General features: G+C 73.3%; 24 protein-coding genes. 14 read left to right on the top strand and 10 right to left on the bottom strand.

The genetic code is table 11. The features are described from left to right. Positions 1 to 3: 3 nt before the first annotated feature. Positions 4 to 774, top strand: coding sequence for a nucleotidyltransferase domain-containing protein (locus OG392_RS08615; RefSeq protein ID WP_329277248.1), 771 nt, complete (start codon positions 4 to 6; stop codon positions 772 to 774). A 14-nt stretch (positions 775 to 788) separates the two neighbouring features. Here the strand turns inward: OG392_RS08615 and OG392_RS08610 are convergent, their stop codons facing one another. From OG392_RS08610 to OG392_RS08600, 3 genes are all read right to left on the bottom strand, one after another. Then, positions 789 to 1478, bottom strand: a complete 690-nt coding sequence (locus tag OG392_RS08610) for a nucleotidyltransferase domain-containing protein (protein WP_329277246.1) — start codon at positions 1476 to 1478, stop codon at positions 789 to 791. Between the two features lie 65 nt (positions 1479 to 1543). Continuing rightward, positions 1544 to 2008, bottom strand: coding sequence for a Rieske (2Fe-2S) protein (locus tag OG392_RS08605; RefSeq protein ID WP_329277243.1), 465 nt, complete (start codon positions 2006 to 2008; stop codon positions 1544 to 1546). Positions 2009 to 2052: 44 nt separating this feature from the next. Beyond that, entirely contained in the window at positions 2053 to 2388 is a 336-nt protein-coding gene (locus tag OG392_RS08600; protein WP_329277241.1) for a DUF952 domain-containing protein, read from the bottom strand. 47 nt (positions 2389 to 2435) lie between these two features. On the opposite strand from OG392_RS08600, the gene OG392_RS08595 reads away from it, so the two are divergent. The 6 genes from OG392_RS08595 to der all read left to right on the top strand — a co-directional run bounded on the left by OG392_RS08595 (position 2436) and on the right by der (position 7580). Continuing rightward, positions 2436 to 2942 carry a YidB family protein gene (locus OG392_RS08595; RefSeq protein WP_443054719.1) on the top strand — a complete coding sequence of 169 codons (507 nt, stop codon included), beginning with the start codon at positions 2436 to 2438 and terminating at the stop codon, positions 2940 to 2942. A gap of 135 nt (positions 2943 to 3077) precedes the next feature. Continuing rightward, positions 3078 to 3440, top strand: coding sequence for a chorismate mutase (gene aroH, locus OG392_RS08590; RefSeq protein ID WP_030315684.1), 363 nt, complete (start codon positions 3078 to 3080; stop codon positions 3438 to 3440). Next, on the top strand, positions 3437 to 4525 hold the full coding sequence (locus OG392_RS08585) for a prephenate dehydrogenase (RefSeq protein WP_329277238.1): 1089 nt from the start codon (positions 3437 to 3439) through the stop codon (positions 4523 to 4525). Before aroH ends, OG392_RS08585 begins: the two co-directional genes overlap by 4 nt. A gap of 220 nt (positions 4526 to 4745) precedes the next feature. Then, on the top strand, positions 4746 to 5420 hold the full coding sequence (cmk, locus tag OG392_RS08580) for a (d)CMP kinase (protein ID WP_329277237.1): 675 nt from the start codon (positions 4746 to 4748) through the stop codon (positions 5418 to 5420). Between the two features lie 53 nt (positions 5421 to 5473). Further along, on the top strand, positions 5474 to 6061 hold the full coding sequence (locus OG392_RS08575) for a lysophospholipid acyltransferase family protein (protein ID WP_329287141.1): 588 nt from the start codon (positions 5474 to 5476) through the stop codon (positions 6059 to 6061). Positions 6062 to 6131: 70 nt separating this feature from the next. Beyond that, positions 6132 to 7580 carry a ribosome biogenesis GTPase Der gene (gene der, locus OG392_RS08570; protein ID WP_329277235.1) on the top strand — a complete coding sequence of 483 codons (1449 nt, stop codon included), beginning with the start codon at positions 6132 to 6134 and terminating at the stop codon, positions 7578 to 7580. Between the two features lie 88 nt (positions 7581 to 7668). Here der and OG392_RS08565 read toward each other — a convergent pair whose 3' ends face one another. Together OG392_RS08565 and OG392_RS08560 are read right to left on the bottom strand one after the other, a co-directional pair. Then, complete coding sequence (locus OG392_RS08565; protein WP_443054717.1) at positions 7669 to 7953, bottom strand: hypothetical protein; 285 nt, start codon at positions 7951 to 7953, stop codon at positions 7669 to 7671. A gap of 215 nt (positions 7954 to 8168) precedes the next feature. Beyond that, on the bottom strand, positions 8169 to 8951 hold the full coding sequence (locus tag OG392_RS08560) for a hypothetical protein (protein ID WP_329277231.1): 783 nt from the start codon (positions 8949 to 8951) through the stop codon (positions 8169 to 8171). A 247-nt stretch (positions 8952 to 9198) separates the two neighbouring features. Here OG392_RS08560 and OG392_RS08555 point away from each other — a divergent pair, with 247 nt between their 5' ends. Beyond that, positions 9199 to 9801 (top strand): LysM peptidoglycan-binding domain-containing protein, encoded by a 603-nt coding sequence (locus OG392_RS08555; protein ID WP_329277229.1) that lies wholly within the window; start codon positions 9199 to 9201, stop codon positions 9799 to 9801. 15 nt (positions 9802 to 9816) lie between these two features. On the opposite strand, the gene OG392_RS08550 is transcribed toward OG392_RS08555, so the two are convergent. Genes OG392_RS08550 through OG392_RS08540 form a run of 3 tightly spaced genes read right to left on the bottom strand, consistent with a single transcriptional unit; the run spans position 9817 to position 13522 of the window. Then, positions 9817 to 10461, bottom strand: coding sequence for an ATP-binding cassette domain-containing protein (locus OG392_RS08550; RefSeq protein WP_329277227.1), 645 nt, complete (start codon positions 10459 to 10461; stop codon positions 9817 to 9819). Further along, positions 10458 to 13031, bottom strand: a complete 2574-nt coding sequence (locus OG392_RS08545) for an ABC transporter permease subunit (protein ID WP_329287139.1) — start codon at positions 13029 to 13031, stop codon at positions 10458 to 10460. Before OG392_RS08545 ends, OG392_RS08550 begins: the two co-directional genes overlap by 4 nt. Then, entirely contained in the window at positions 13031 to 13522 is a 492-nt protein-coding gene (locus tag OG392_RS08540; protein ID WP_329277225.1) for a hypothetical protein, read from the bottom strand. The genes OG392_RS08545 and OG392_RS08540 overlap by 1 nt, the downstream gene beginning before the upstream one ends. A gap of 117 nt (positions 13523 to 13639) precedes the next feature. Here OG392_RS08540 and OG392_RS08535 point away from each other — a divergent pair, with 117 nt between their 5' ends. From OG392_RS08535 to OG392_RS08520, 4 genes are all read left to right on the top strand, one after another. After that, complete coding sequence (locus OG392_RS08535; RefSeq protein WP_329287138.1) at positions 13640 to 14164, top strand: hypothetical protein; 525 nt, start codon at positions 13640 to 13642, stop codon at positions 14162 to 14164. Then, entirely contained in the window at positions 14142 to 15533 is a 1392-nt protein-coding gene (locus OG392_RS08530; RefSeq protein WP_329277223.1) for an ABC transporter substrate-binding protein, read from the top strand. The genes OG392_RS08535 and OG392_RS08530 overlap by 23 nt, the downstream gene beginning before the upstream one ends. Positions 15534 to 15690: 157 nt before the next feature. Then, positions 15691 to 16965: a glycosyltransferase gene (locus tag OG392_RS08525; protein ID WP_329277221.1), complete on the top strand. Its 1275-nt coding sequence runs from the start codon at positions 15691 to 15693 to the stop codon at positions 16963 to 16965. Positions 16966 to 17095: 130 nt separating this feature from the next. Then, positions 17096 to 18082 carry a helix-turn-helix transcriptional regulator gene (locus tag OG392_RS08520; protein ID WP_329277220.1) on the top strand — a complete coding sequence of 329 codons (987 nt, stop codon included), beginning with the start codon at positions 17096 to 17098 and terminating at the stop codon, positions 18080 to 18082. Here OG392_RS08520 and ctaD read toward each other — a convergent pair. Beyond that, positions 18021 to 19733: an aa3-type cytochrome oxidase subunit I gene (gene ctaD / locus OG392_RS08515; RefSeq protein WP_329277218.1), complete on the bottom strand. Its 1713-nt coding sequence runs from the start codon at positions 19731 to 19733 to the stop codon at positions 18021 to 18023. The genes OG392_RS08520 and ctaD overlap by 62 nt on opposite strands. Before the next feature lie 310 nt (positions 19734 to 20043). Between ctaD and OG392_RS08510 the strand changes: the two genes are divergently transcribed. Continuing rightward, positions 20044 to 20259, top strand: coding sequence for an I78 family peptidase inhibitor (locus OG392_RS08510; protein WP_187622872.1), 216 nt, complete (start codon positions 20044 to 20046; stop codon positions 20257 to 20259). 116 nt (positions 20260 to 20375) lie between these two features. Here OG392_RS08510 and OG392_RS08505 read toward each other — a convergent pair whose 3' ends face one another. Next, positions 20376 to 21293 (bottom strand): phosphatase PAP2 family protein, encoded by a 918-nt coding sequence (locus OG392_RS08505; protein ID WP_319318701.1) that lies wholly within the window; start codon positions 21291 to 21293, stop codon positions 20376 to 20378. 404 nt (positions 21294 to 21697) lie between these two features. Here OG392_RS08505 and OG392_RS08500 point away from each other — a divergent pair, with 404 nt between their 5' ends. Next, entirely contained in the window at positions 21698 to 23440 is a 1743-nt protein-coding gene (locus OG392_RS08500) for an MFS transporter (protein WP_329277214.1), read from the top strand. The last annotated feature ends 19 nt before the right edge of the window (positions 23441 to 23459 follow it).

Here is a 23459-nt window from a genome sequence, read left to right as displayed (position 1 = left end):
CCGATGACGCTCTCCCTGGAGTCGGCCCTGGACACCGACCTCGCCGCCGTCGTGGCCGAACAGCCCGACCCGCTGCTCTTCGCCACCGTCTCCGGCGCTCACCTCTACGGGTTCCCCTCCCGTGACTCGGACGTGGACCTGCGCGGGGCGCACCTGCTGCCGGTGGACGCGCTGATCGGGCTGCGCGAGCCCGAGGAGACCCGGAGCCGGATGTGGGACCGGGACGGGGTCGAGATGGACCTGGTCACGCACGACCTGCGGAAGTTCGTCCGGCTGATGCTGCGCCGCAACGGCTACGTACTGGAGCAGCTCACCTCTCCGCTCGTCGCGCACACCACGGAGATCCACGCGGAGCTGGTCGCGCTCGTGCCCGAGGTGCTCACCTCCCACCACGCCCACCACTACCGCGGCTTCGCCGGCACGCAGTGGCGGCTCTTCGAGCGCACCGGTGAACTCAAGCCGCTGCTCTACACCTACCGGGCGCTGCTCACCGGTATCCATCTGATGCGGGCGGGCGAGGTGCAGGCCCATCTGCCGACCTTGGTCGAGGAGGTCGCCGAGGCGCCCGCCCGGCTGCCCGACCTCGTCGCGGCGAAGGCGGCGGCGGAGCACGGGCTCGCGCAGGTGGCGATCGAGGACGTACGGGCGGAGACGGAGGCACTGCACGGAGTCCTGGACGGGGCGCAGGCCGCGTCCGGGCTGGGCGAGGTGCAGGTGCGCGCCCATGACCTGCTGCACGATCTGGTCGTACGGGCGCGGTCGGCGACCCTGTAGGGCCTGGCCGGCTCCTAGAGCACGTCCGTCGCCGACGCGCGGCGCGCGCGGATCAGGAAGTCCTGCACGCGCGCGTGGTCCGGTGCCGCCGGGAGCGGGGTCGCGTCCAGGGCGTGGTCGGCCTCCTCCTGGAGCCGGTTCATCCAGGACTCGACCTCCGGCCAGGCGACCTCGCCGCGCTTGACCGAGAGGAAGCGCTCGCGGTCCTCGCCGACGTCGATCCGCAGCTCGCCCGAACGCAGCAGGTCCCGGCAGCTGGTCAGCAGCCGCAGCAGGTGCATGGCGTGCTTCCAGCGCGGGTGGCCGTACTGGCGCACGTCCGCGTCGAGCTTGCGGCGCTGCCCGCCCGCGTAACGGACGAAGGTCTGGTGGGCCTGCCGGGAGAGGAAGGCGCCGCGCAGCGAGAGCAGTTCGCGGCCGAGGTCGTCGACGTGCTCGACCACGGGGGAGTGGAGGCACTCCAGGACGTTCGGGTTGTTGCGCAGGGCCAGTTCGCAGAAGCGTTCCAGCTCCCAGCTGAACTGCTCCTCGCCCGGCCCTTCGACATGCGCGGGGGGCTTGTCGAAGTGCCAGAACAACGGCGTCGGGGCGAGGTACACGCCCCGGACGTCCGTATCGCTGCCCTCGGTCGCGAGACCGAAGGCGCGGGAGCCCATCACACAGGAGTAGATCGTGTGGTCGCGCACCAGCTCGTCCGGAGTCATGGCGGTCAGGCTACGGCAGGGCTCTGACAGGGCTCTGACAGGGCTCTGACAGGGTGCTGACGGGGCTAGCCGAGGATGATCGAGTCCCCCGAGACGGTGATCTGCTCGGCCGGCAGCGGGCGGGGCGCCGGTCCCGCCACCACCGCGGCGTCGGTGACACGGAACTTGGAGCCGTGGCAGGGACAGTCGATGGTGCCGTCCGCGACCTTGTTCACCAGACAGCCCTGGTGGGTGCAGACGGCGGAGAACGCCTTGAACTCACCGGCCGTGGGCTGGGTGACGACCACCTTCTCCGCGTCGAAGATCGTGCCGCCGCCGACCGGGATGTCGGCGGTCTTGGCCAGGGCCTTGCCGGCGTGCGCGCTGGGAGAGCCGCTCGTCGCGGGGGCACTCGGGGTGGCCGGGGCACTGGTCGTCCCGCCGTCGCCTCCGTCGTCCGAGCCGCAGCCCGCCGTCAGGGCCGCCGCGGCGACCAGGACGGTGCGGCGGGTCGTGGCGCTTGAGGTCAGGTTCGTGACGCGTGAAGTCATACGGCCACCTTGGCGCCGCCCGGCCACCGGGTCCCGCAACACGCCTACACCCGGGGGCTCAGCTCCCTCGCACGGCCGTCCGTGTCACGCCGTACCTCCAGGACCGAGGTGACCGCGTCCCGCTCGATCGGCCCGTACACATGCGGGAAGAGCGTGCCTCCCGAGCCTTCCCAGCGGACCTCTCCGGCCAGCCGCGCCTCGTCGATCACCAGCACCAGGAGCGGACCCGGCACGTCCCGGTAGCGGGCGTCGGCGATCAGGAGGGCCGCGGCCTCGTCCGGCGAGCAGTGGACGAAACCCTCGGTGGCGAGGGACGCCGGGGCGTACGGGGCATCGGGGGCGGCGGACCAGTCGGCCAGCGGTACGACGTGCAGCAACATGTCGACAGTTCTATCGCGTCGGTCCGCGGTACCGGCCCTTACCCCGAGTGGCGGAACACCCCGGTTCGGGTGACATTGAGCCTGTTCCGAACCGGACGAAAGGCAGGACCATGGCGGGAAACGACCTCGGCAGTCTCCTCGGGAGTCTTCTCGGCGGTGCCGGCGGACAAGGCGGCGGCAGCGGCGCCGGCGGCGTCCTCGGCTCTCTGATCGGCGCGCTCGCGGGCGGCCAGGGCGCGGGCGGCGCGAGCGGATCGGGCGGTGCGTCGAACCCGCTCGGCGGACTCCTCGACATGCTCACCAGGTCGGGCCTCACCGACCAGACCCGGTCGTGGGTCGGCACCGGTGAGAACCAGTCCGTCAGCGGCGCCCAGATCGCCGAGGCGCTTCCGGACGAGACCCTGCGGCAGGTCGCCCAGGACGCCGGCGTCAGCCCGCAGGAGGCCGCCGACCAGATCGCGCAGTCGCTGCCGCAGGCCGTCGACAAGCTGACCCCGACCGGCTCGCTGCCCCAGGGATCCCTCGAGGACATCATCCGCGAGCAGCGGCTCTGACCGGACTCCCGGCCCCCGAGGCCGCGAAGGTCCTCGCGGGCGCCCGTCCTCCGTCTCGGAGGGCGGGCGCCCCGGCACGCCCTCCGGCCCCTGACTAGGCTGAACGGAGCACTGGCGCAGGCGAAGGAGCACGACGTGGCGGTACGAGCGGTCCGAGGAGCCGTCCAGCTGGAGCGGGACGAGGCCGGACACATGAGCGAGCAGGTCGAAGAGCTGCTCACCGCCGTCCTCGAGCGCAACGGACTCGACGCCGACGACCTCATCAGCATCTGGTTCACGGCCACCCCCGACCTCCACAGCGACTTCCCCGCCGCCGCGGCCCGCCGCATCGGCATCGTCGACGTGCCCCTGATCTGTGCGCAGGAGCTCGACATCGAGGGCGCGATGCCGAGAGTCGTCCGGCTCCTCGCCCACGTCGAGACCGAGCTCCCCAAGTCCCGGATCGCGCACGTCTACCTCGGCGCCGCGGCCGCTCTGCGCAAGGACATCGCCCAGTGAGAACAGCGCTCGTCATCGGCACCGGACTGATCGGCACCTCCGCCGCGATCGCCCTCGCGGGCCGGGGCGTCACCGTCCACCTGCGCGACCACGACCCGGCGCGGGCCAGCACGGCCGCCGCGCTCGGCGCCGGCACCGACGAGGCGCCCGACGGCCCCGTGGACCTCGTCGTCGTCGCCGTACCCCCGGCCCACGTGGCCGCCACCCTCGCCGAGGCCATGACCGCCGGGCTCGGCCGCGGCTACCTCGACGTGGCGAGCGTCAAGGGCGGCCCCAAGCGCGAGCTGGAGGCACTGGGCCTCGACCTCACCGCGTACATCGGTACGCACCCCATGTCCGGCAAGGAACGCTCGGGGCCGCTCGCCGCGACCGCCGACCTCTTCGAGGGACGCCCCTGGGTGCTCACCCCGACCCGGGACACCGACACCGAGGTGCTCAACCTCGCCCTGGAGCTCGTCGCGCTGTGCCGGGCCGTCCCCGTCGTCATGGACGCCGACGCCCACGACCGCGCGGTCGCCCTGGTCTCCCACACCCCGCAGCTGGTGTCGTCGATGGTCGCCGCACGCCTGGAGGAGGCCGACGAGTCGGCCGTGCGCCTCTGCGGGCAGGGCATCCGCGACGTCACCCGGATCGCGGCCTCGGACCCCCGCATGTGGGTCGAGATCCTCTCCGCGAACCCGGGCCCCGTGGCCGACGTCCTCTCCGGCGTCGCCGCCGACCTCGACGAGACCGTCCGCGCGCTGCGCTCGCTGCAGTCCGCCGACGAGGACAAGCGCCGGGACGGCGCCTCCGGCGTCGAGGACGTGCTGCGCCGCGGCAACGCCGGCCGTTCCCGCGTCCCCGGCAAGCACGGCGCCGCGCCCACGACGTACGAGACGGTCGCCGTCCTCATCAGCGACCAGCCGGGCGAGCTGGCCCGGATCTTCGCCGACGCGGGACGGGCGGGGGTCAACATCGAGGACGTCCGCATCGAGCACGCGACGGGGCAGCAGGCGGGTCTGGTCCAGCTGATGGTGGACCCGTCGGCGGTGCAGGTCCTCGGCGCGGCACTCCAGGAACGCGGCTGGGCCCTGCGGACGAGCTGACGGCCGGGTCCCGTCGCCGCACTCCCGTCGTCGCCCCGGGCAGGCGGGAGTCCGGCGACAGGACCCGGGCCCCGGCGGGGGCGGGAGAGCGGCCCTGGACGCCTTCCCGCCCGGTCCCGGCACGGGCTGGGCCGAACGGGTGCGTGGGACTCGGTAACCTTGGGGAGGCCCCTTGCATCTCCGCCGGGCCCGCCACTCACCCCAGGAAGGTGTTCCCACCGTGGAATCCGTGATCGTCGCCATCGACGGGCCCTCCGGCACGGGCAAGTCCAGCACCTCGAAGGCGGTCGCCGCCAAGCTGGGTCTGAGCTACCTGGACACGGGCGCCCAGTACCGGGCGATCACCTGGTGGATGATCAGCAACGGCGTGGACGTCCACGACGCCGAGGCCGTCGCCAACGCCGCCGCCAAGCCGGTCATCGTCTCCGGCACCGACCCGGCGCGGCCCACCATCACCGTCGACGGCGCCGACGCCGCCGGCCCCATCCGTACCGAAGAGGTCACCTCCAAGGTCAGCGCCGTCAGCGCCGTCCCCGAGGTGCGGCGCCTGATCACGGAGCTCCAGCGGTCCATCGCCCGCGGGACCGAGCACGGCATCGTCGTCGAGGGCCGGGACATCGGCACCACCGTCCTGCCCGACGCCGACCTCAAGATCTTCCTCACCGCCTCGCCCGAGGCCCGTGCCGCCCGCCGCTCCGGCGAGCTCAAGGGCGTCGACGTGCAGGCGACGAAGGAGGCCCTGGTCAAGCGGGACGCGGCCGACTCCAGCCGTAAGACCTCGCCGCTCGCCAAGGCGGACGACGCCGTCGAGGTCGACACCACCGAGCTCACCCTCGACCAGGTCATCGAGTGCGTCGTCACCCTGGTGGACGAGAAGCGCGGAGCCGCCAAGTGACCGTGCCCTCCGAGAGGGGCGCCGCCGTCGGCAGACGCATCGGCATCGGACTGATGTACGGCTTCTGGAAGCCGCGCGTCCTCGGTGCCTGGCGGGTGCCGGCATCCGGCCCCGCCATCCTCGCCGTGAACCACGCGCACAACATCGACGGCCCCATGCTCATGGGCACCGCGCCGCGCCCCGTGCACTTCCTCATCAAGAAGGAGGCGTTCGTCGGCCCGCTCGGCAGCTTCCTGGAGGGCATCGGGCAGCTCAAGGTGGACCGGCACGGCACCGACCGCGCGGCGATAGGCAACGCCCTGGGCGTCCTGGAGCAGGGCGGCGTCCTCGGGATCTTCCCCGAGGGCACGAGGGGCGACGGCGACTTCGCCTCGCTCCGCTCCGGTCTGGCGTACTTCGCCGTCCGCAGCGGCGCGCCGATCGTCCCGGTGGCCGTCCTGGGAAGCACCGAGCGCCGCGGACGGTTGGTCAAGGCACTGCCTCCGCTGCGCGGCCGCGTCGACGTCGTCTTCGGTGACGCCTTCGACGCGGGCGACGGCTCCGGCCGCCGGACGCGCAAGGCGCTCGACGAGGCCACCGTACGGATCCAGGGGAAGCTCACCGACCACCTGGAAAACGCCAGGCGCCTCACCGGGCGCTGAGCGAGACTTTCAGTAGTGGGCCCCGCGGCCCGGGGACCCACCGACCACGAATGATCAAGGAACGGACTTCATGAACGACCAGCACGACCACGGGGCACTTGGCGACGCCGAGTACGCGGAGTTCATGGAGCTCGCCTCCGAAGAAGGCTTCGACGCCGAAGAGGTCGAGGGCGCGATCGAGGAGGCGGGCCATGGCCCCCTCCCCGTCCTCGCCGTCGTCGGCCGTCCGAACGTCGGCAAGTCGACCCTGGTGAACCGCATCATCGGCCGCCGTGAGGCCGTCGTCGAGGACAAGCCGGGCGTCACCCGCGACCGCGTCACCTACGAGGCCGAATGGGCCGGGCGCCGCTTCAAGATCGTCGACACCGGCGGCTGGGAGCAGGACGTCCTCGGCATCGACGCCTCCGTCGCCGCCCAGGCCGAGTTCGCCATCGAGGCCGCCGACGCCTGTCTCTTCGTCGTGGACGCCACCGTCGGTGCCACCGACACCGACGAGGCCGTCGTCAAGCTGCTGCGCCGCGCCGGCAAGCCGGTCGTCCTGGCCGCCAACAAGGTCGACGGCCAGTCCGGCGAGGCCGACGCGGCCACGCTGTGGTCCCTGGGCCTCGGCGAGCCGTTCCCCGTCTCCTCGCTGCACGGGCGCGGCACCGGCGACCTCCTCGACGAGGTCCTGAGGAAGCTGCCCGAGGCCCCCGAGCAGCGCTTCGGCAACGCCGTCGGCGGACCGCGCCGCATCGCCCTCATCGGCCGCCCGAACGTCGGCAAGTCCTCGCTGCTCAACAAGGTGGCGAACGAGGACCGCGTCGTCGTCAACGAGCTGGCCGGCACCACCCGCGACCCGGTCGACGAGCTGATCGAGCTCGGCGGCGTGACGTGGAAGTTCGTCGACACCGCGGGCATCCGCAAGAAGGTCCACCTCCAGGAGGGCGCGGACTACTACGCCTCCCTGCGGACGGCCGCCGCCGTAGAGAAGGCCGAGGTGGCCGTCATCCTGATCGACACCACCGACAACATCTCGGTCCAGGACCAGCGCATCATCACGATGGCGGTCGAGTCCGGCCGCGCCATCGTCATCGCCTACAACAAGTGGGACGAGCTCGACGAGGAGCGCCGCTACTACCTCGAGCGCGAGATCGAGACCGAGATGCAGCAGGTCGCCTGGGCGCCCCGCGTCAACGTCTCCGCCAAGACCGGCCGCCACATGGAGAAGCTGGTCCCGGCCATCGAGACCGCCCTCGCCGGCTGGGAGACCCGTGTCCCCACCGGCCGGCTCAACGCCTTCCTCGGTGAGATCGTCGCGGCTCACCCGCACCCGATCCGCGGCGGCAAGCAGCCCCGCATCCTCTTCGGCACGCAGGCGGGCACCAAGCCGCCGCGCTTCGTGCTCTTCGCCTCCGGGTTCCTGGAGGCCGGCTACCGCCGCTTCATCGAGCGTCGTCTCCGCGAGGAGTTCGGCTTCGAGGGCACCCCGATCCACATCTCGGTGCGCGTGCGCGAGAAGCGCGGCCGCAAGAAGTAGTCCTGCCGTGCCACGCACGGAGGGATGACACGGCGGAGGGCCGGGGCGGATCGCCCCGGCCCTCCGCCGTTCCCCCGGTGTGCCGTGCCTAGAGGCCCCTGCGGGGCCCCGGCGGCAGCGCCGCCTGGGTGTGGGTGTGCGTCGGCGGGTACGGGGCCGACCACGCCGTGGGATACGCCGACGTGTGCCGGTGGCCCTGGCCGTTTCCGTACACGCCCGTGCTCACCGCCGTACCGAACGCCCGGAACGTCAGCTCCTCCTCGCCGCTGCGGTCACCCGGCAGCGTGCGGAACGACCTGCGGTACTCCGAGTACAGGGCGTCGTAGATCGGCGTGGGCGAGGGCCCCGACGTGACGTCCTGCGCGGGGCGCATCGAAGGGATCTGACTCGGATACGGCTGGAGGAAAGGGTCGTATGCGTGCACGTAGGTGCCAACGACCCCGCCGCCCGTCGGATGCGGGCGGCTCTCCGAAAGGGGCGCCCGCCGGGGACGTGGCACGGTCGGGGCCGCCGGACCGGCGGAGCCCGCGGACCCCGTCGGTACGCCATGGACCCGCGTCCACCCTATGCCCGGCCGGCCGTCCTCCATCAGGTACCGGCCAGCGGCATCGCGGCGGCGACCAGACGCCCGTTCGCCGCGGCCTTCTCCAGCGCGTCGCGCAGCAGGTCCTCGCGCGGCTGCTGGCCGATCGAGCCGACGGGCGCGGCGAAGACCAGCACCGTGTGCGACTTGTTGGCCGCCGCGCGCCAGCCCTCGGTGACCTGGAGCGGCTGGTGCGCCTGCCACCAGGCGGCCTGACCGGCGCCGCCGGGGCCCGGCTGGAGGACGGAGTGCAGCTGGCCCATGGCGACCAGGACCGACCAGCCCGGCAGCGCCGCCGGCCGCTCGTCGAGGTTCATGACCTGGTGGAAGCCCTGGTCGGCCAGGAGCGGCAGGAACTCGTCGGTGAGACCGTCCGAACCGGGACGGGCCACCGGCGCGGTCGGCTCCACGACCAGGGCCGGGTGCAGCTCGCTCTGGATCAGGACGAGACCGCTGGTGACGCCGAGCACGGCCTGCTCGGGGTGGGCGGCGGACAGCGCGTCGGCGGTGTCCGAGGCGGTGATGGAGGCGACAGCGCCCTGGAGCTGCTCCTCGGCGACCCGGACGACCTGCGACGGAATGCAGCTGGCGTGGGCGAACGCGAGGACCGCGGTCTCGTCGCCGACGAACAGCACCGTGCTGGTGCGCTCCTGCTCGGAGTCCCCCGGCGTGCGGCAGGAGGTGCAGTCGTAGCTGCCCGGGGCGTTGTCGCCGGCGAGCAGCCGGTCCGCTTCTTCGTCGCCGATCTCGGCGCGTACGTCCTCGCTGACGTCGAGCATGCGCGGCACGGGGGGCTCCCTGGACTCGGTACGGGGGGACGCCGGGCCGTTCCCGGTCGTCTCATGCCGAGTTCAACGGGTCAGGCTCGGCCGGGGTCACGCGCGGAAGCGAGGCAACTTGCCACCGGCTCGTGCGGAAGCCGGTGAGCGGGGGCTCGGGGAGGCCCGGAGCGCGGGTGCCTCCGACCGGGTGGGGTGTGAACAGTGTTCCGCGCGGCACGGGCCGCGGGCGGCGGGGGCTGCCTAGCCTTCCCCGATGTCGAAGATCCGATTTTGGACGACGGGTTCGCTCGTGGCGGCGTCCGCCGCCGCGCTGCTGACCCTGGCCCCGGCACCCGCTCTGGCCCGGGATGTGCCGGCCGGGCCCCGGAACGCGTCCGCCGTCCTCCGGGACGTGGCCGAAGGGCTGCGGGCGGCCGCCGCCGTGCCCGCCTACCCCTGCGCCAAGGACCAGTGGCCCTGGGGCTGCGTCGCCGCCTGCGAGAGCAGCGGGAACTGGCACATCAACACCGGGAACGGCTTCTACGGCGGGCTCCAGTTCTGGCACCCGACCTGGGTCGAGCACGGTGGACTGCGGTACGCGCCCCGCGCCGACCTGGCGACCCGCCCCCAGCAGATCGCCGTCGCGGAGGAGGTGCTCCGCACCCAGGGATGGGAGGCCTGGCCGGTCTGCTCCAAGCGGTACGGGCTGAGCGGGCGCGCCCACACCGTCCAGCCCGGCGACACCCTCAGCTCCATCGCCCGCCGCTTCGGGATCAAGGGCGGCTGGCAGGCGCTGTACACGGCGAACCGGAGCCTCATCGGGCCCAACCCGAACCGGGTCGTCGTCGGGACGATGCTGCGGATCGGCCCGCTGTGACGGGTCCCGGGGCCGTCACCCGAGCTCGGCCCGCTCCCCGCTGAACGCGAGGGAGCCGCGCCGCAGCTCGTGCACGAGGGTCCCGGGCGGCAGCCCGTCCGGGACCCGCTGCTCCGCGAGGACCACGGCGGCGCCGCCCTCCACCGCGAGCGCGGCCAGCTCCCGGTACGTACGCGCCGCGACCGGCGGGGCCAGGCCGAGCGACGGCTCGTCGACCAGCACCACGCGCGCGTGGGGCGGGAGCAGAGCGCGGGAGAGGGCCAGCATGCGGCGCTCGCCGCCGGAGAGGGTTCCGGCGGTGCGCTCCAGGAGGGGCAGGAGCGCGGGGTACGGGGGCCGGGCCCCGGGACGGGCGAGCGCGAGGTTCTCGGCGACGGTGAGGCCCGCGTACACGGCCTGCAGGTCCGGTACGAGACAGAGCCCGCGGCGGGCCCGTTCGTGCGCCGGGAGTCGGGTCACGTCGGCCCCCCGCCACAGGACCCGGCCGGCGGAGAGCCGTACGGTGCCGGCGAGGGCCCGCAGGGCCGTCGTCCGTCCGGAGCCGTTGCGGCCCAGGAGGACGGTGACCGTGCCGGCGGGGACGGGCAGGTCCAGGCCGTGCAGGGCCTCCAGGGGGCCGTAGCGGACCCTCGCGGCGCGCAGGGCGATCTCGACGCTCATGACACGATCCGGCCGCCTTCCATGGTGTGCACGGTGTGGGCGATGTCCGCGACGAGATCCGGGTCGTGTTCGACGACCAGGACGGTCAGGCCGTCCGCGGCGAGCGCGGCGAGGATCCGGGCGAGCGCGGCCGTCTCGGTGGCGTCGAGACCGGCGGCGGGCTCGTCGAGGAGCAGCGTGTGCGGCTGACCCGCGAGCGCGCGGGCCAGCTCGACCCGGCGCAGGGTCCCGGTGGGCAGGTCCGCCGCCGGCGCGTGCCGCACGGATCCGGCGAGGCCGAGGAGACGGAGGCTCCGCTCGACCGCGGCGGGGTCGTTCCGGACGTGGCCCCGCTCCTCGCCGAGGCGGACGTTCTCCTCGACGGTGAGGGACGGGAAGACGGCGAGGCGCTGGAAGGTGCGGGCGATGCCGAGGCGGGTGCGGGCGTGGGCCGAGTGGTGGGTGATGTCGGTGCCGTCGAGGGTGATCCGGCCCTCGTGGGGGCGGAGGGTGCCGGCGAGGCAGTCGAAGAGGGTGCTCTTTCCGGCGCCGTTGGGGCCGACGAGGGCGGTGATGCGGGAGGGGGCGAGGTCGAGGGTGACGTGGTCGAGGGCGGTGACCCCTCCGGGGCGGATGAGGGTGAGGCCATGGGCGTGGAGACGGGGGACGACGGGGGTGAGAGCCGGTGTGGGTGCGGGTGCGGGTGCGAGTGGGCGGGGCCGAGCCGCTGCGAGAGCCGTTCCCGCCGTCGCTCCCGCCGCTGCCACTGCTGCTCCCGTCGGCGTCGGCGCCGGTGTCGGTGTCGGTGTCGGGCCCGCCGTGTCCGGGCGCCTTCGCCGCGGGAGCAGCGTGGTCAGCGGCGGGATTCTGGCCGTCAGGGTGGCCAGGAGGCCCAGGGTCACCGCCGCCGTGCCCGCGTACGCGCCCGCGTCCAGGGTCGTGAGGAGGGCCGCCGCCACCAGCGGGGTCAGGAGGCTGTCCGCGCCCAGGACCAGGACCGCGGCGAACCACAGCAGGCCGCGGACGGGGTCGTACGCCTCCGGGTCGAAGGCGCGCAGGCCCATCCCGAGCAGGCCGCCGCCCAGGGCCGCCAGGGCCGCGCCGAGGACGAAGGCGAGGAGTTTCAGGCCGGCGACCGCGACGCCCGCCGCCTCCGCGCCGGGCTCGTGGTCCCGCAGCGCCGCGAGCGCCCGGCCCGTGCGGCCCCGCCGGAGCGCCGCCACCAGGGCCAGGCATCCCGCGAGGACGACGAGTTCGAGCGCGTAGAAGGCACGGTCGTCGGAGAAGCCCGCCGGGCGTCCGAGGGACAGGCCCGCCGTCGCGTACGGCTGGGTGAGGACGAAGCGGCTCACCGCCAGGCCCGTCGCCAGCGTCACGAGCGCCAGCGCCAGACCGTGCCGGCGGATCGCCGGCCGGCCCGTGAGCAGCCCCACCGCCCCGACCAGCGGCACCGCGAGGCACAGGGCCAGGAGGCCGGGTACCCCGCCCGCCGCGAGCAGCGCCGTGAACAGGGCGCCCAGGCCCGCGTACGCCGCCTGTCCGAGCGCGATCTGGCCGCCCCGCCCCGCCACCACGACCAGGGACAGCAGGATCACCGCGAGGGCCGGGACCTGGATCGCGGTGTGCAGGTCCGAGCCCGCGAAGCCGAGCGGGAGCAGGAACAGCACGCCCACGACGAGCCACACGGCCCCCGGCACCCGCCCCGGGCGCACCGGCGGCGGCAGCGCGTCCCTGCCCTTGCCGCCGATCCCCGGCAGGACGAGCGCGGCGACCAGGAGGGCCACCACGAACAGGTTCGCCCCGACGGCCTGGACCAGCGGTCCCGCCCAGCCCTCCGGGTGCAGCCGGGTGAGCTGGGCCTGGGCGACGCCGAGGGCGAGCGCGGCCACGACCGCGACCGGCAGGGACCGCATCCGGGCGATGACGGCGACCGCGATCACCTCGACGACGAGCAGCGGCATCCCGTACGGGTCGAGCCGTACGTAGGGGGCGAGGAGCACACCGGTGAGCCCGGCGGTGAAGGAGCCGAAGGCCCAGCCGGCCGCCGCGACCCGGTCCGCGTCGATCCCCGAGAGGACCGCGAGCGGCCGGTTGTCGATCACGGCCCGCAGCTCCCGGCCGAACCGGGTCCACCGGGTCACCGCCCCCACCAGGCAGGCGAGCGCCACCACCGCGCCGAGCTGGGCCCAGGGGTCGTCGCCGAGGAGCACGGGCACGTCGTCCTGGGCCCCCGGGCCCCAGAGCAGCACCGCCGCGCCCACGAGCAGCACGAAGACGCCGATGGAGGCCACCAGGGACTGCGCGGGGTTCGCCTCCCGGCGGGCCAGCGGCCGGAACACCCCGAGCTCCAGGACGAGCCCGATGCCGGGGGCGACGGCGAGAAGGGTGACGAGGGCGCCGGCCGGCAGCGGCCAGCCCCAGACGACCACCAGCTGGCGGAGCACGTACGCGCAGATCATGGCCACCGCGCCGTGCGCCAGATTCAGGACGCCGGTCGCCCGGTAGGTGACGATCAGTCCGATGCCGGTGAGCGCGGCGGCGCTGCCGACCGCGAGGCCGGCGAGCGTCAACTCGTACGTCAGGGAGGCCATCAGGGCGGCCACGGCTCACACACCGGGCAGGGGGCCAGAGCGGCGCCCCCCGCCTCCGTCGCCTCCGGCTTGCCCGCGACCAGCGGGCAGTCCGGGCGGTGCGCGAGCGTTCCGCCCGGGACACGGAGCGGCGGGCCGTCGGAGGAGGGCGGGGGAGCCTCCTCGGTCGTGGGGCCGTCCTCCTGAGCGCGGCCGTCCCCCGCCGTCGGGCCGTGGTCCGCCGCGAGGCCGTCCTGCGCCCGGTGGCCGTCCTCAGCCGTCCCCGGGCCGCGCGGTTCCGGAGGGCGTACGGGAAGGGTGCACGCCGCCACCGTGAGGATCGCGCCCGCCACGATCAGGGCCGCGCCCGGCACCGTGCACGAGGCCAGATAGGGCAGCTGACGCTCGGCGAACCGCTCGCCGGAGATCCCGTACCAGCCGAGCACGCACAGCACCGCGCCCCCTGCGGCCGCCACGAGGCCGCTCCACAGCAGGATCCGGGATGCCGGCACGGCGACCTCCCTCGGCTCTTCCTCACGCTATGCCCTGATCTTGCACTATGTCTCGATACGTTCCACCCTGGAAGCATCGGGCCGTACGGCCCGGAAGGACACCCGGTGGTGAGCCAGATGGTTTTCGCACGACGCGGCCGACGCCCCCGGCTCGCCGCCCTCGCGGCCGCCGCCGTGCTCGCTCTCACCCCCGTGGTCGCGGGCTGCTCCGACGACGGGGCCGGCGGCGGCGAGGGCCGGGCCGATGGCACCGAGACCTCCATCGTGACCACCGGCGCCGGTGAACCCGACGACCCCGCCGCCGCCAGGGCGGAGATCACCAGGAACTGGACGGCGTTCTTCGACCCCGGGACCCCCACGGCCGAGCGGGTGAGGCTCCTGGAGAACGGGGAGCGGATGCAGGCGGTCCTCGGCGCCTTCGGCGGTGACAAGAACGCCGCCATGACCTCCGCGAAGGTCACCGGCGTCGAGTTCACCTCCGCCACCGAGGCCGATGTGACGTACGACCTGCTGGTCGGCGGAGCCCCCGCGCTGCCCGGCGCGCAGGGCACGTCCGTCCTCCAGGACGACACCTGGAAGGTCACCGTGAAGACGCTGTGCGGCCTGGTCCAGCTGAGCGGTGCGAGCGTTCCGGGCTGCTGAGGCGGGAGCGGCGGCGCTCCTGGCCCTGCTGCTCCTACTCCTCACCGCCTGCGGCAGCCGGCTCCCGGAGCGCGCCTTCGAGACGCGGCCCACCGCCCACCCCTCCGGCGGTGAGCCGCTCCGGGTCGGCATCATCACCAGCGTCACCAGCCCCGTCGGCGGCCAGGCCTTCACGGGCACCCGCGACGGCGCCCGCGCCTACTTCGACGCCCTCAACGCGCGCGGTGGCCTGGGCGGGCGCCGGGTCGAGGTCGAGACCTGCGACGACGGCGGCAGCGGTGTCGGCAACAACGCGTGCGTGCACCGGCTGATCGACGAGCGCGGGGTCTTCGCCCTCGTCGCCACCACCGCCCTGAACTACGCGGGCGCGCCCCTCGTCTCCCGTGCCGGGGTGCCCGACATCGGCGGCCAGCCCCTCACCCCCGCGTACGACACCTATCCGCATCTGTACGGGATCTACGGCAGCTCCGCCCCGCGCACCGGGAAGGAACCCGGCTGGGGCGGGCTCCTGTACGGCGGGACCGAGGTCTACCGCTGGTTCGAGGAGAGGACCGGAGCACGGACCGCCGCCGTCGTCTCCTACAACCAGGCCGCTTCCGCCGCGTACGCCCGGCTGGTCACCCGGGGGCTGCGCGCCGAGGGCTACCGGGTCGTCGAGGAGCAGGTGGACTTCGCCCTGCCCAACTTCCGCGCCGTCGCGGCCGATCTGCGGGCCCAGCACGTCGACGTCCTCTTCGACGCCCTGGACGGCCATGGCAACGTGCGCCTGTGCGAGGCGATGGAGACCCTCGGCGTACACGTCGACGCGAAGGTCACCAACGTGCAGAACTGGTCGTCGTCCGTCGCCCGCGACTACGCCCGCGCTCCCGGCTGCCGGGACGCCCTCTGGGTGACCGGCGCGAGCCGCAACCACCAGGACACCGGGCATCCGGCGGTTCGCGAGTTCCGGGCGGCGATGGGGGACCGGCCGCTGTCGCAGTGGCAGTTGGAGGGATGGGCGGCCGCGATGTGGTTCACCGACGCGGCCCGCTCCTGCCTCACCGGGGGCGGAGCCGACGGCGGGGGAGGGAACGGGAAGGCCGGTGGCGCGGGGAGCGGGGGTTCCGGCGGCCCGGGGAGCGGGGCGGGGAGCGCCGGTGCCGGTGGCGGGCTCACCCGCGCGTGCGTGGAGGCGTACCTGAACCGCCCGGAGCCGTACACCGCGCGCGGGCTGCTGCTCCCGGTCCGCTACGAGCGTCTCGCGCGGCCGCCCGAGACCCGGAACACCTGTCTGTCCGTGGCCCGTTGGCAGGACGGCCGGGGCTGGGTGAGCCAGGGTGAGATGACGGAGAACTGTGCCACCGTGCCCCAGCTCGGCTACCGCCCCTGACCCCCTCGGCTACCGCCCCTGACCCCCTCGGCCACGGCTCCCGGCCCTCCCCGGCCACCGCCGCCGGCCCCCCTCGGCTACGCGCCGTGAACGGCTCCCCTTCACCGGCAGTACAGTCGGGCGACCGATCAACTGACCGGGGGGAACCGGCAGCGCGATGCGTATTTCCTTTCTGCTCCACAACGGCTACCACTACGGCGGCACGATCCGGACGACGTTCACCCTCGCCGAGGAACTGGCGAAACGTCATGAGGTCGAGATCGTCTCGGTGTTCCGCCACCGCGACCGCCCCCTCCTCGGTCTCCCCTCCGGGGTGACCCTCCGCCACCTCGTCGACCTGCGCGAGGACAGCCCCGGATACGACGGCGACCACCCCGACTTCGCACGGCCCGCCGAGGTCTTCCCGCGCAGCGACGGACGCTGGAAGCAGTACAGCGCGCTCACCGACGCCCGGATCGGGGAGCATCTGCGCGGTGTCGAGGCCGACGTCCTCGTCGGCACCCGCCCCGGGCTCAACGTGCAACTCGTCCGACAGGCCCGGCGGGGGCCGGTCCTCGTCGGACAGGAGCACCTGATCCTCGACGGGCACACCTTCCGGCTGCGCCGGGACATCGGCCACGCGTACGCGCTCCTCGACGCCGTCACCACCGTCACCGAGGCGGACGCCCGCGCCTACCGGAGGCTCGGGCTGCCCGGCGTACGCGTCGAGTCCGTGCCCAACAGCGTGCCCGCGCCCCCCGTGCCGCCCGCCGACCCCGCGGCGAAGACCGTCGTCGCGGCGGGCCGCCTCACCGGCGTCAAGCGGTACGACCTGCTGATCGACGCCTTCGCCGAGGTGGCCGCCGACCACCCCGACTGGAAGCTGCGGATCTACGGCAGTGGCGACGCCGTCCAGGACCTCAAGGGGCCGCTGACCCGTCAGATCAAGGACCGGGGCCTCGGCGGACAGGTGTTCCTCATGGGCTCGGCGACCCCGCTGGAGCCGGAGCTGGCCAAGGGCTCGATCGCCGCGGTGACCTCGCAGCGCGAGTCCTTCGGGATGACCATCGTCGAGGCGATGCGCTGCGGGCTCCCGGTGGTCTCCACCGACTGCCCGCACGGCCCGGGCGAGATCATCGAGGACGGCGTCGACGGGTTCCTGGTACCGGTCGACGACGTGGCGGCGTTCGCCCGGTCGCTGCGCCGGCTCGTCGAGGACGACGAGCTGCGGGCCGCGTCGGCACGGGCGGCGCTCGACGCGTCCGAGCGGTTCGACCCGGTCCGGATCGCCGCCCGGCACGAGGCGCTGTGGACGGAACTCGTCGAGCGGGGCGCGAGCCTGCGCACCCACCCGCGGGGCCGGGCGGCGCTGCACGCCGGGACCGGCCGAGTGATCGACGGGGTCTACGCCCTGAAGGCGAGGGCCGGCCGGCTCGTCCGCCGCTTCCGCTGACGCCGGGCCTCGCCGCGGCCCCCGGCCCTCCCCTCACCGGGCCTCGCCGCGGCCCCCGGCCCTCCCGTCCTTCCGCGCCTCCGTTCATCGAGGACAGAAGTCGTCCGCGAGGGCTGGCAGACTCGGGGCCATGTTGGAGACCTCAGCACGGCTCTTGCGTCTGCTCTCGTTGCTCCAGGCCCACCGCGAGTGGTCCGGTGCCGCCCTCGCCGACCGGCTCGGCGTCACGCCCCGCACCGTACGGAGGGACGTCGACCGGCTCCGTGAGCTCGGCTACCCGGTCAACGCGAGCCCCGGGACCGGCGGCGGATACCAGCTCGGCGCCGGGGCCGAGCTGCCGCCGCTGCTCCTCGACGACGAGGAGGCCGTGGCGGTCGCCGTCGGTCTGCGCGCCGCCGCCGGGCAGGGGGTCGAGGGCATCGGCGAGAGTTCGGTACGCGCCCTGGCCAAGCTGGAGCAGGTGCTTCCGGGGCGGCTGCGGCGCCGGGTGAGCGCCCTGAACGCCTTCACCGTCCCGATGCTGCGCACCCCGCGCGAGCGGATCGACCCCGCCGTGCTCACCGAACTCGCCAACGCCTGCAGGGACACCGAGCGGCTGCGGTTCGAGTACCGGGACCACGGCGGGTCCACCACCCGCAGGAACGTGGAGCCGCACCGGCTCGTCTGCAGCGAGCGGCGCTGGTACCTGGTCGCCTGGGACGTGGACCGGGCCGACTGGCGCACCTTCCGCGCCGACCGGATCGTGCCGACGCCGCCGCACGGGCCCCGCTTCCCGCCCCGCGAGCCGCCCGCCGAGGATCTGGCCGCCTATGTGGCGAAGGGCGTGTCGACCGCCGCGTACGCGACCGAGGCGACGATCCGGCTGCATGTCCCGCTCGCCGAGGCCGCCGCGGCCGTCGGCGCGGCCGACGGTGTCCTGACGGCGGACGGGGAGGACGCCTGTGTGCTCCGGACCGGAGCGCACAGCCTCGATGTGATGGTGATCCATGTGTCGCTGATCGGCTTCGAGTTCGAGGTGCTCGACCCGCCGGAGCTGGTCGACCGGGTGCGGGCGCTCAGGGACCTGTTGTCCCGGTCCCTCGACCGGTCGGCCTCCGCTCCGGCGGTGGGCTCGTGATCCGCATCCGCTCGTAGGCCGCGAACTCGGGATGGTGCAGGTCGAAGGCCGGCGACTCGGAGCGGATCCGGGGGACGGCGGTGAAGTTGTGGCGGGGCGGCGGACAGGAGGTCGCCCACTCGAGGGAGCGGCCGAAGCCCCAGGGGTCGTCGACCTCGACCTTCGGCGCGTACAGCGTGGTCCGCCACACGTTGTAGAGGAACGGCAGGGTGGAGGCGCCGAGCAGGAAGGCGCCGATGGCGGACACGGTGTTGAGGGCGGTGAATCCGTCCGCCTGCAGATAGTCGGCGTACCGCCGGGGCATGCCCTCCGCGCCCAGCCAGTGCTGGACCAGGAAGGTGAGGTGGAAGCCGGTGAAGAGGGTCCAGAAGTGGACCTTCCCGAGCCGTTCGTCGAGCATCCGGCCGGTGAACTTCGGCCACCAGAAGGTGAAGCCGGCGAAGGTCGCGAAGACGACCGTGCCGAACACCGTGTAGTGGAAATGGGCGACCACGAAGTACGAGTCGGTGACCTGGAAGTCCATCGGCGGCGAGGCGAGGATCACCCCGGTGAGGCCGCCGAAGAGGAACGACACCAGGAAGCCGACGCACCACAGCATCGGGGTCTCGAAGGAGAGCGAGCCGCGCAGCATCGTCCCGGTCCAGTTGAAGAACTTCACCCCGGTGGGCACCGCGATGAGGAACGAGAGCAGCGAGAAGAAGGGCAGCAGCACCGCGCCCGTCGCGAACATGTGGTGGGCCCAGACGACCACCGACAGGCCGGTGATCGCCATGGTGGCGGCGACCAGCGTGGTGTAGCCGAAGATCGGCTTGCGGGCGAAGACCGGGATGATCTCGCTGACGATCCCGAAGAACGGCAACGCGATGATGTAGACCTCGGGGTGGCCGAAGAACCAGAAGAGGTGCTGCCAGAGCAGCGCGCCGCCGTTCTCGGGCTGGAAGACCACCGAGCCGAGGCGCCGGTCCGCCTCCAGGACGAGCAGGGCCGCGGCGAGCACGGGGAAGGCGACGATCACCAGGACCGCCGTGAAGAGCACGTTCCAGGTGAAGATCGGCATCCGGAACATGGTCATGCCGGGTGCCCGCATCCCGATGATGGTCGCGAGGAAGTTCACCGAGGTCAGGATGGTGCCGAAACCGGAGAGCGCGAGGCCCGTGATCCACAGGTCGACGCCGGCGCCGGGGGACCGCTCCAGGCTGTTGAGCGGGGCGTAGGCGGTCCAGCCGAAGGCGGCCGGGCCGGTCGGGGTGAGCAGCGAGCCGACCACCATCAGGCCGCCGAAGAGGAACAGCCAGTACGAGAACATGTTCAGCCGCGGGAAGGCGACGTCGGGCGAGCCGATCTGCAGCGGCACCAGCTCGTTGGCGAAGCCGGCGAAGGTCGGCGTGGCGAAGAGCAGCAGCATGATCGTGCCGTGCAGGGTGAAGGCCTGGTTGAACTCCTGGTTCGTGAGCAGCTGGAGTCCCGGGCGGGCCAGCTCGGCCCGCATGAGCATCGCCATCAGCCCGGCGACGAGGAAGAAGAGGAACGCGGTCACCAGATAGAGGTGGCCGATCTTCTTGTGGTCGGTGGTGGTGAGCCAGTCGATCAGGATCCGGCCGTGCCGCTCGCGGCGGGATTCGACGGTCGCGGTCACTGTCCCGTTGCCCATCCGCTGCCTCCGCTTCGCGGTCGGCCCGGCTCCGCGTCTCCGGGCGTTCGGACAGCGTAAGCATTGTGTAAGGGAAGAGTGAGCGGCTCGCGTGCGCGTCGCCGAGACAATTCGGGACGGGCGGAGCGGGAAGAGCCGAATTACGCGCGTTCCGTCGGCACTTCCGGCGCCTTGGTGCGAACTGCTGGAGGCCCTTCGGAATTACTGGAGAAACGGCTGGAATGCGCGTCGCGGAGTGACCGGGATCATGCCGGGCAATGTCGAGAACCTGTGACACAAGCGTGACCGGCAAGGGACTAACGTGAGGGTCATGGCACCCACATCGCGCACTCCCGAACCGCCTCGCGACGCCCCCGAGTCCTATGTGGGGCTCGACGCGGAAGGCGCCGCACGGCTCGCCAGGACGCGGGGCTGGAGCACCGTCAGGTCGCTCCCGCCCGGCTCGATCATCACGATGGAGTACCTCGCCGGACGCATCAACTTCGAGGTCGAGGGCGGCACGGTCACCCGCTGCTGGCTCGGCTGAGGACCTGCGCCGACCCGGCGGGCGAGCCCGGGCGCCCCGCACCCGGGCATGCGGAAGGGCCCCGGCCGATCCATCGGCCGGGGCCCTTCCGCATGTGTGGGGGCGGGTGCTCGCGGTCAGCCGCGAGTCGCCGGAGCACGGCCGCCGGCCACTCCCGCGCGGGTCGCCGGAGCACGGCCGCCGGCCACTCCGGCCGGTCCCCGGACCGGCTCCTCGGAACCGGGCGGGCGCTGCGGGAAGTACCCCGGGCGGGGGCCGCCGGAGGCCACGGGCAGCGAGGGAACCAGACGGCGACGGTCCCGCAGCCGGTCCCGTACCCGGTCGCGCAGGGCGAGGATCCAGGACTCCGCCACCGCGAGGACCGGCTCGCACCAGGGCAGGGCGAGCAGGATCAGCAGTCCGGCGGCCCAGCCCAGGAGGACGTCGCTCAGCCAGTGCGTGCCCAGATAGACCGTGGTGAGTCCGACGCCGAGCGCGACCACGGCGGAGAGCGCCGACAGATAGCGCCTGGCCCTCGGGGTGGTCGCCAGGTAGGCGAGGATGCCCCAGGTCACGACCGCGTTGGCGGTGTGACCCGAGGGGAATATGTCGCCGCCCGCGAAGAGCTCGGCGGAGCCGACCTCGGTCGCGTAGTGGGGTCCGAGACGGCCGAGTCCGAGCTTGACCGCGCCGACCGTGACGTTGAGCAGCAGGAGGGCGGCGCCCAGGCAGAGCAGGGGCCGCAGGGTGTGCTGGCGCCAGGAGCGCCAGCCCAGCCAGGCGGCCACCATGACGGCCGTGGGGCCACGCTGGCCGAGGACGACGTAGTAGTCGAGGAAGCCGTGGATCTCCGGCCACTGCTGATAGGGCCGGAAGAGCATGATCTTCCAGTCGAGGGTCACCAGCCACGTCGAGAGCAGCACGGCGACGACCATGGCGAGATAGAACGCCGACGTCCCGCCGAAGAGGGCGAGACGCGTGCGGGTCATCCGCGGGACCTCTATCTTCGGCGGTTCCGGCTCCCGGTCCAGCCGGGCAAAGATGTCGGTACGCACCCAATCGACGTTACAGGGAGTGAGTAGCAGACCCGGTCGTTCCGGTCTGTTCGTGATGTTGATGTGATGTGGAGTAGGTCTCAGTCGGTGACCTATTCCGGGCGTCCGTCAGGAAATCAGATGACCTTCCGCCCTATTGTCGCGAAGCCGTTTCCGGAAGTGTGTTTGAACGTCAGGAAATTGCTTCAAACAGGTGTCCGTACGGAATTCCATGCGACGCGCGGCCCGCCCCGAGTGGCGTACGCCACACCGCGCGGCCCGCCGGGGTGAGAGCTGCACCACGCGCTCGGGCCTTGAACTCGCGTACGCTGACGGCTCACTCGCCCGTCGATGCCGGGCCGCTCCAGCGGCATAAGCCCTGGTCGGGCCCGCCGAGCGCGAGAGCTTCACTGGGAGGTACGTACATGTCGCGGACGCACACGGCCCCAGCACCACCGCGTGCCGCAGCCGACGGCGGAGCCAACCGCTGGGTCGTCCTCGTCGTCCTCTGCGTCAGCCTTCTCGTGGTCGCCCTCGACGCGACCATCCTCCATGTCGCGATCCCCTCGCTCACCGAGGACCTGCGCCCCAGCTCCACCTCGCTGCTCTGGATCGTCGACGCCTACCCCCTGATCTGCGCGTCGCTCCTGATCCTCTTCGGCACCCTCGGGGACCGGGTCGGACGGCGCAGAATCCTGCTCCTCGGATACGCGCTGTTCGGCATCGCCTCGGCGGTCGCCGCGCTCGCCACCGAACCCTCGGTCCTCATCGGGGCCCGGGTGCTCCTCGGCGTCGGCGGCGCCATGATCATGCCCGCCACGCTCTCCATCCTCCGGGCGGTCTTCCCCGACCGGCGGGAGCGCGCCACCGCCATCGGGGTCTGGACGGCGGTCGCCGCGATAGGCGCCGCCACCGGACCCGTGCTCGGCGGCTTCCTCGTCGAGCACTACTGGTGGGGTTCCGTCTTCCTCATCAACATTCCGCTGATGGCGCTGATCCTGCCGCTCGGCCGCCGCCTCCTCCCCGAGTCCCGGGGCGCCGCCGACGGGCCCTGGGACGTGCTCGGCGCGCTCATGGCCGCCGCCGGTGTGCTCGGCTGCGTCCTCGGGGTCAAGCGCGCCGGCGCCGGCGAGCCGCTCCTGGCGCTCCCGACCGCCGGGCCGCTGCTGCTCGGCGCCGTGCTCCTCGTGCTCTTCGTGCGACGCCAGAGGCGACGGGCCCATCCGCTGATCGACATGCGGCTCTTCTCCCGGGCCGCCTTCACCACCTCGGTCGGCTGCATCGTGCTGGCGATGCTGGCCCTGGTCGGCCTGCAGCTCATCGCCGTCCAGTACCTCCAGCTGGTGCTCGGCCTCAGCCCGCTGGAGACCGGGCTGCGGCTCCTGCCGCTCACCTTCGCCGCGATGGCCGCCGGCGCCACCGGCTCGTACACCCTGCGCAGGATCGGGCCGCGCCGGATGGTCGGCTGGGGCTTCGTCCTCACGGCCGCCGCCGTGCTGCTGCTCACCTTCATGGGGCAGCACGACCGGCCGCTGCTGCTCACGGTGGGCTTCGTCCTGCTCGGCTTCGGCCTGCAGACCACGCTCTTCTCGGCGTACGAGTCGATGCTCAGCGAGGCCCCGCAGCGGAGCGCGGGCGCCGCGGCCTCGATCGGCGAGACCTCGTACCAGCTCGGCGCGGGCATGGGCACGGCCCTGCTCGGCAGTGTGATGAACGCGGCGTACGCCCCCGGGCTCGCCGCGGTCCCCGGGGTGCCCGCGGAGGCGGGCCGGGCCGCCGCGAACTCGCTCGGCGAGGCCTACCAGGTCGCCGACCAGCTCGGCGGCGCGGCGGGCGGCGCGCTGCACCAGGCCGCCCGGCACGCCTTCGTGAACGGGCTGCACATCACGCTCTTCGTGAGCGCGGGGCTGCTGCTGCTCGGCGCGGCGATGGCCCGGCGCCTGCCCCGGGTGATGGAGTGCCCGGTGGATCCGGAGGAGACGACGTCCGCCGGTGTCCCGGAGGCGGAGCCGCCGGTGCTGTCGAAGCCGGATCCGTCGCATGCGGATCCGGCCGAGGCGGAAGGGGCCGGGATGTCCCGGTCCAGGACGGTCGGCCCGTCCGAGCCGCGGGTGCCCGCGACCCGGGAAGCGATCGAGCCCGCCGGCTCGGGGCGTCCGGCGCACTGACCCGATCCCTCGGGGGGTG

It is taken from the genome of Streptomyces sp. NBC_00691, from assembly GCF_036226665.1.
In the GTDB taxonomy this organism is placed as follows: domain Bacteria; phylum Actinomycetota; class Actinomycetes; order Streptomycetales; family Streptomycetaceae; genus Streptomyces.
This window is presented reverse-complemented; position numbering and strand designations above follow the sequence as displayed.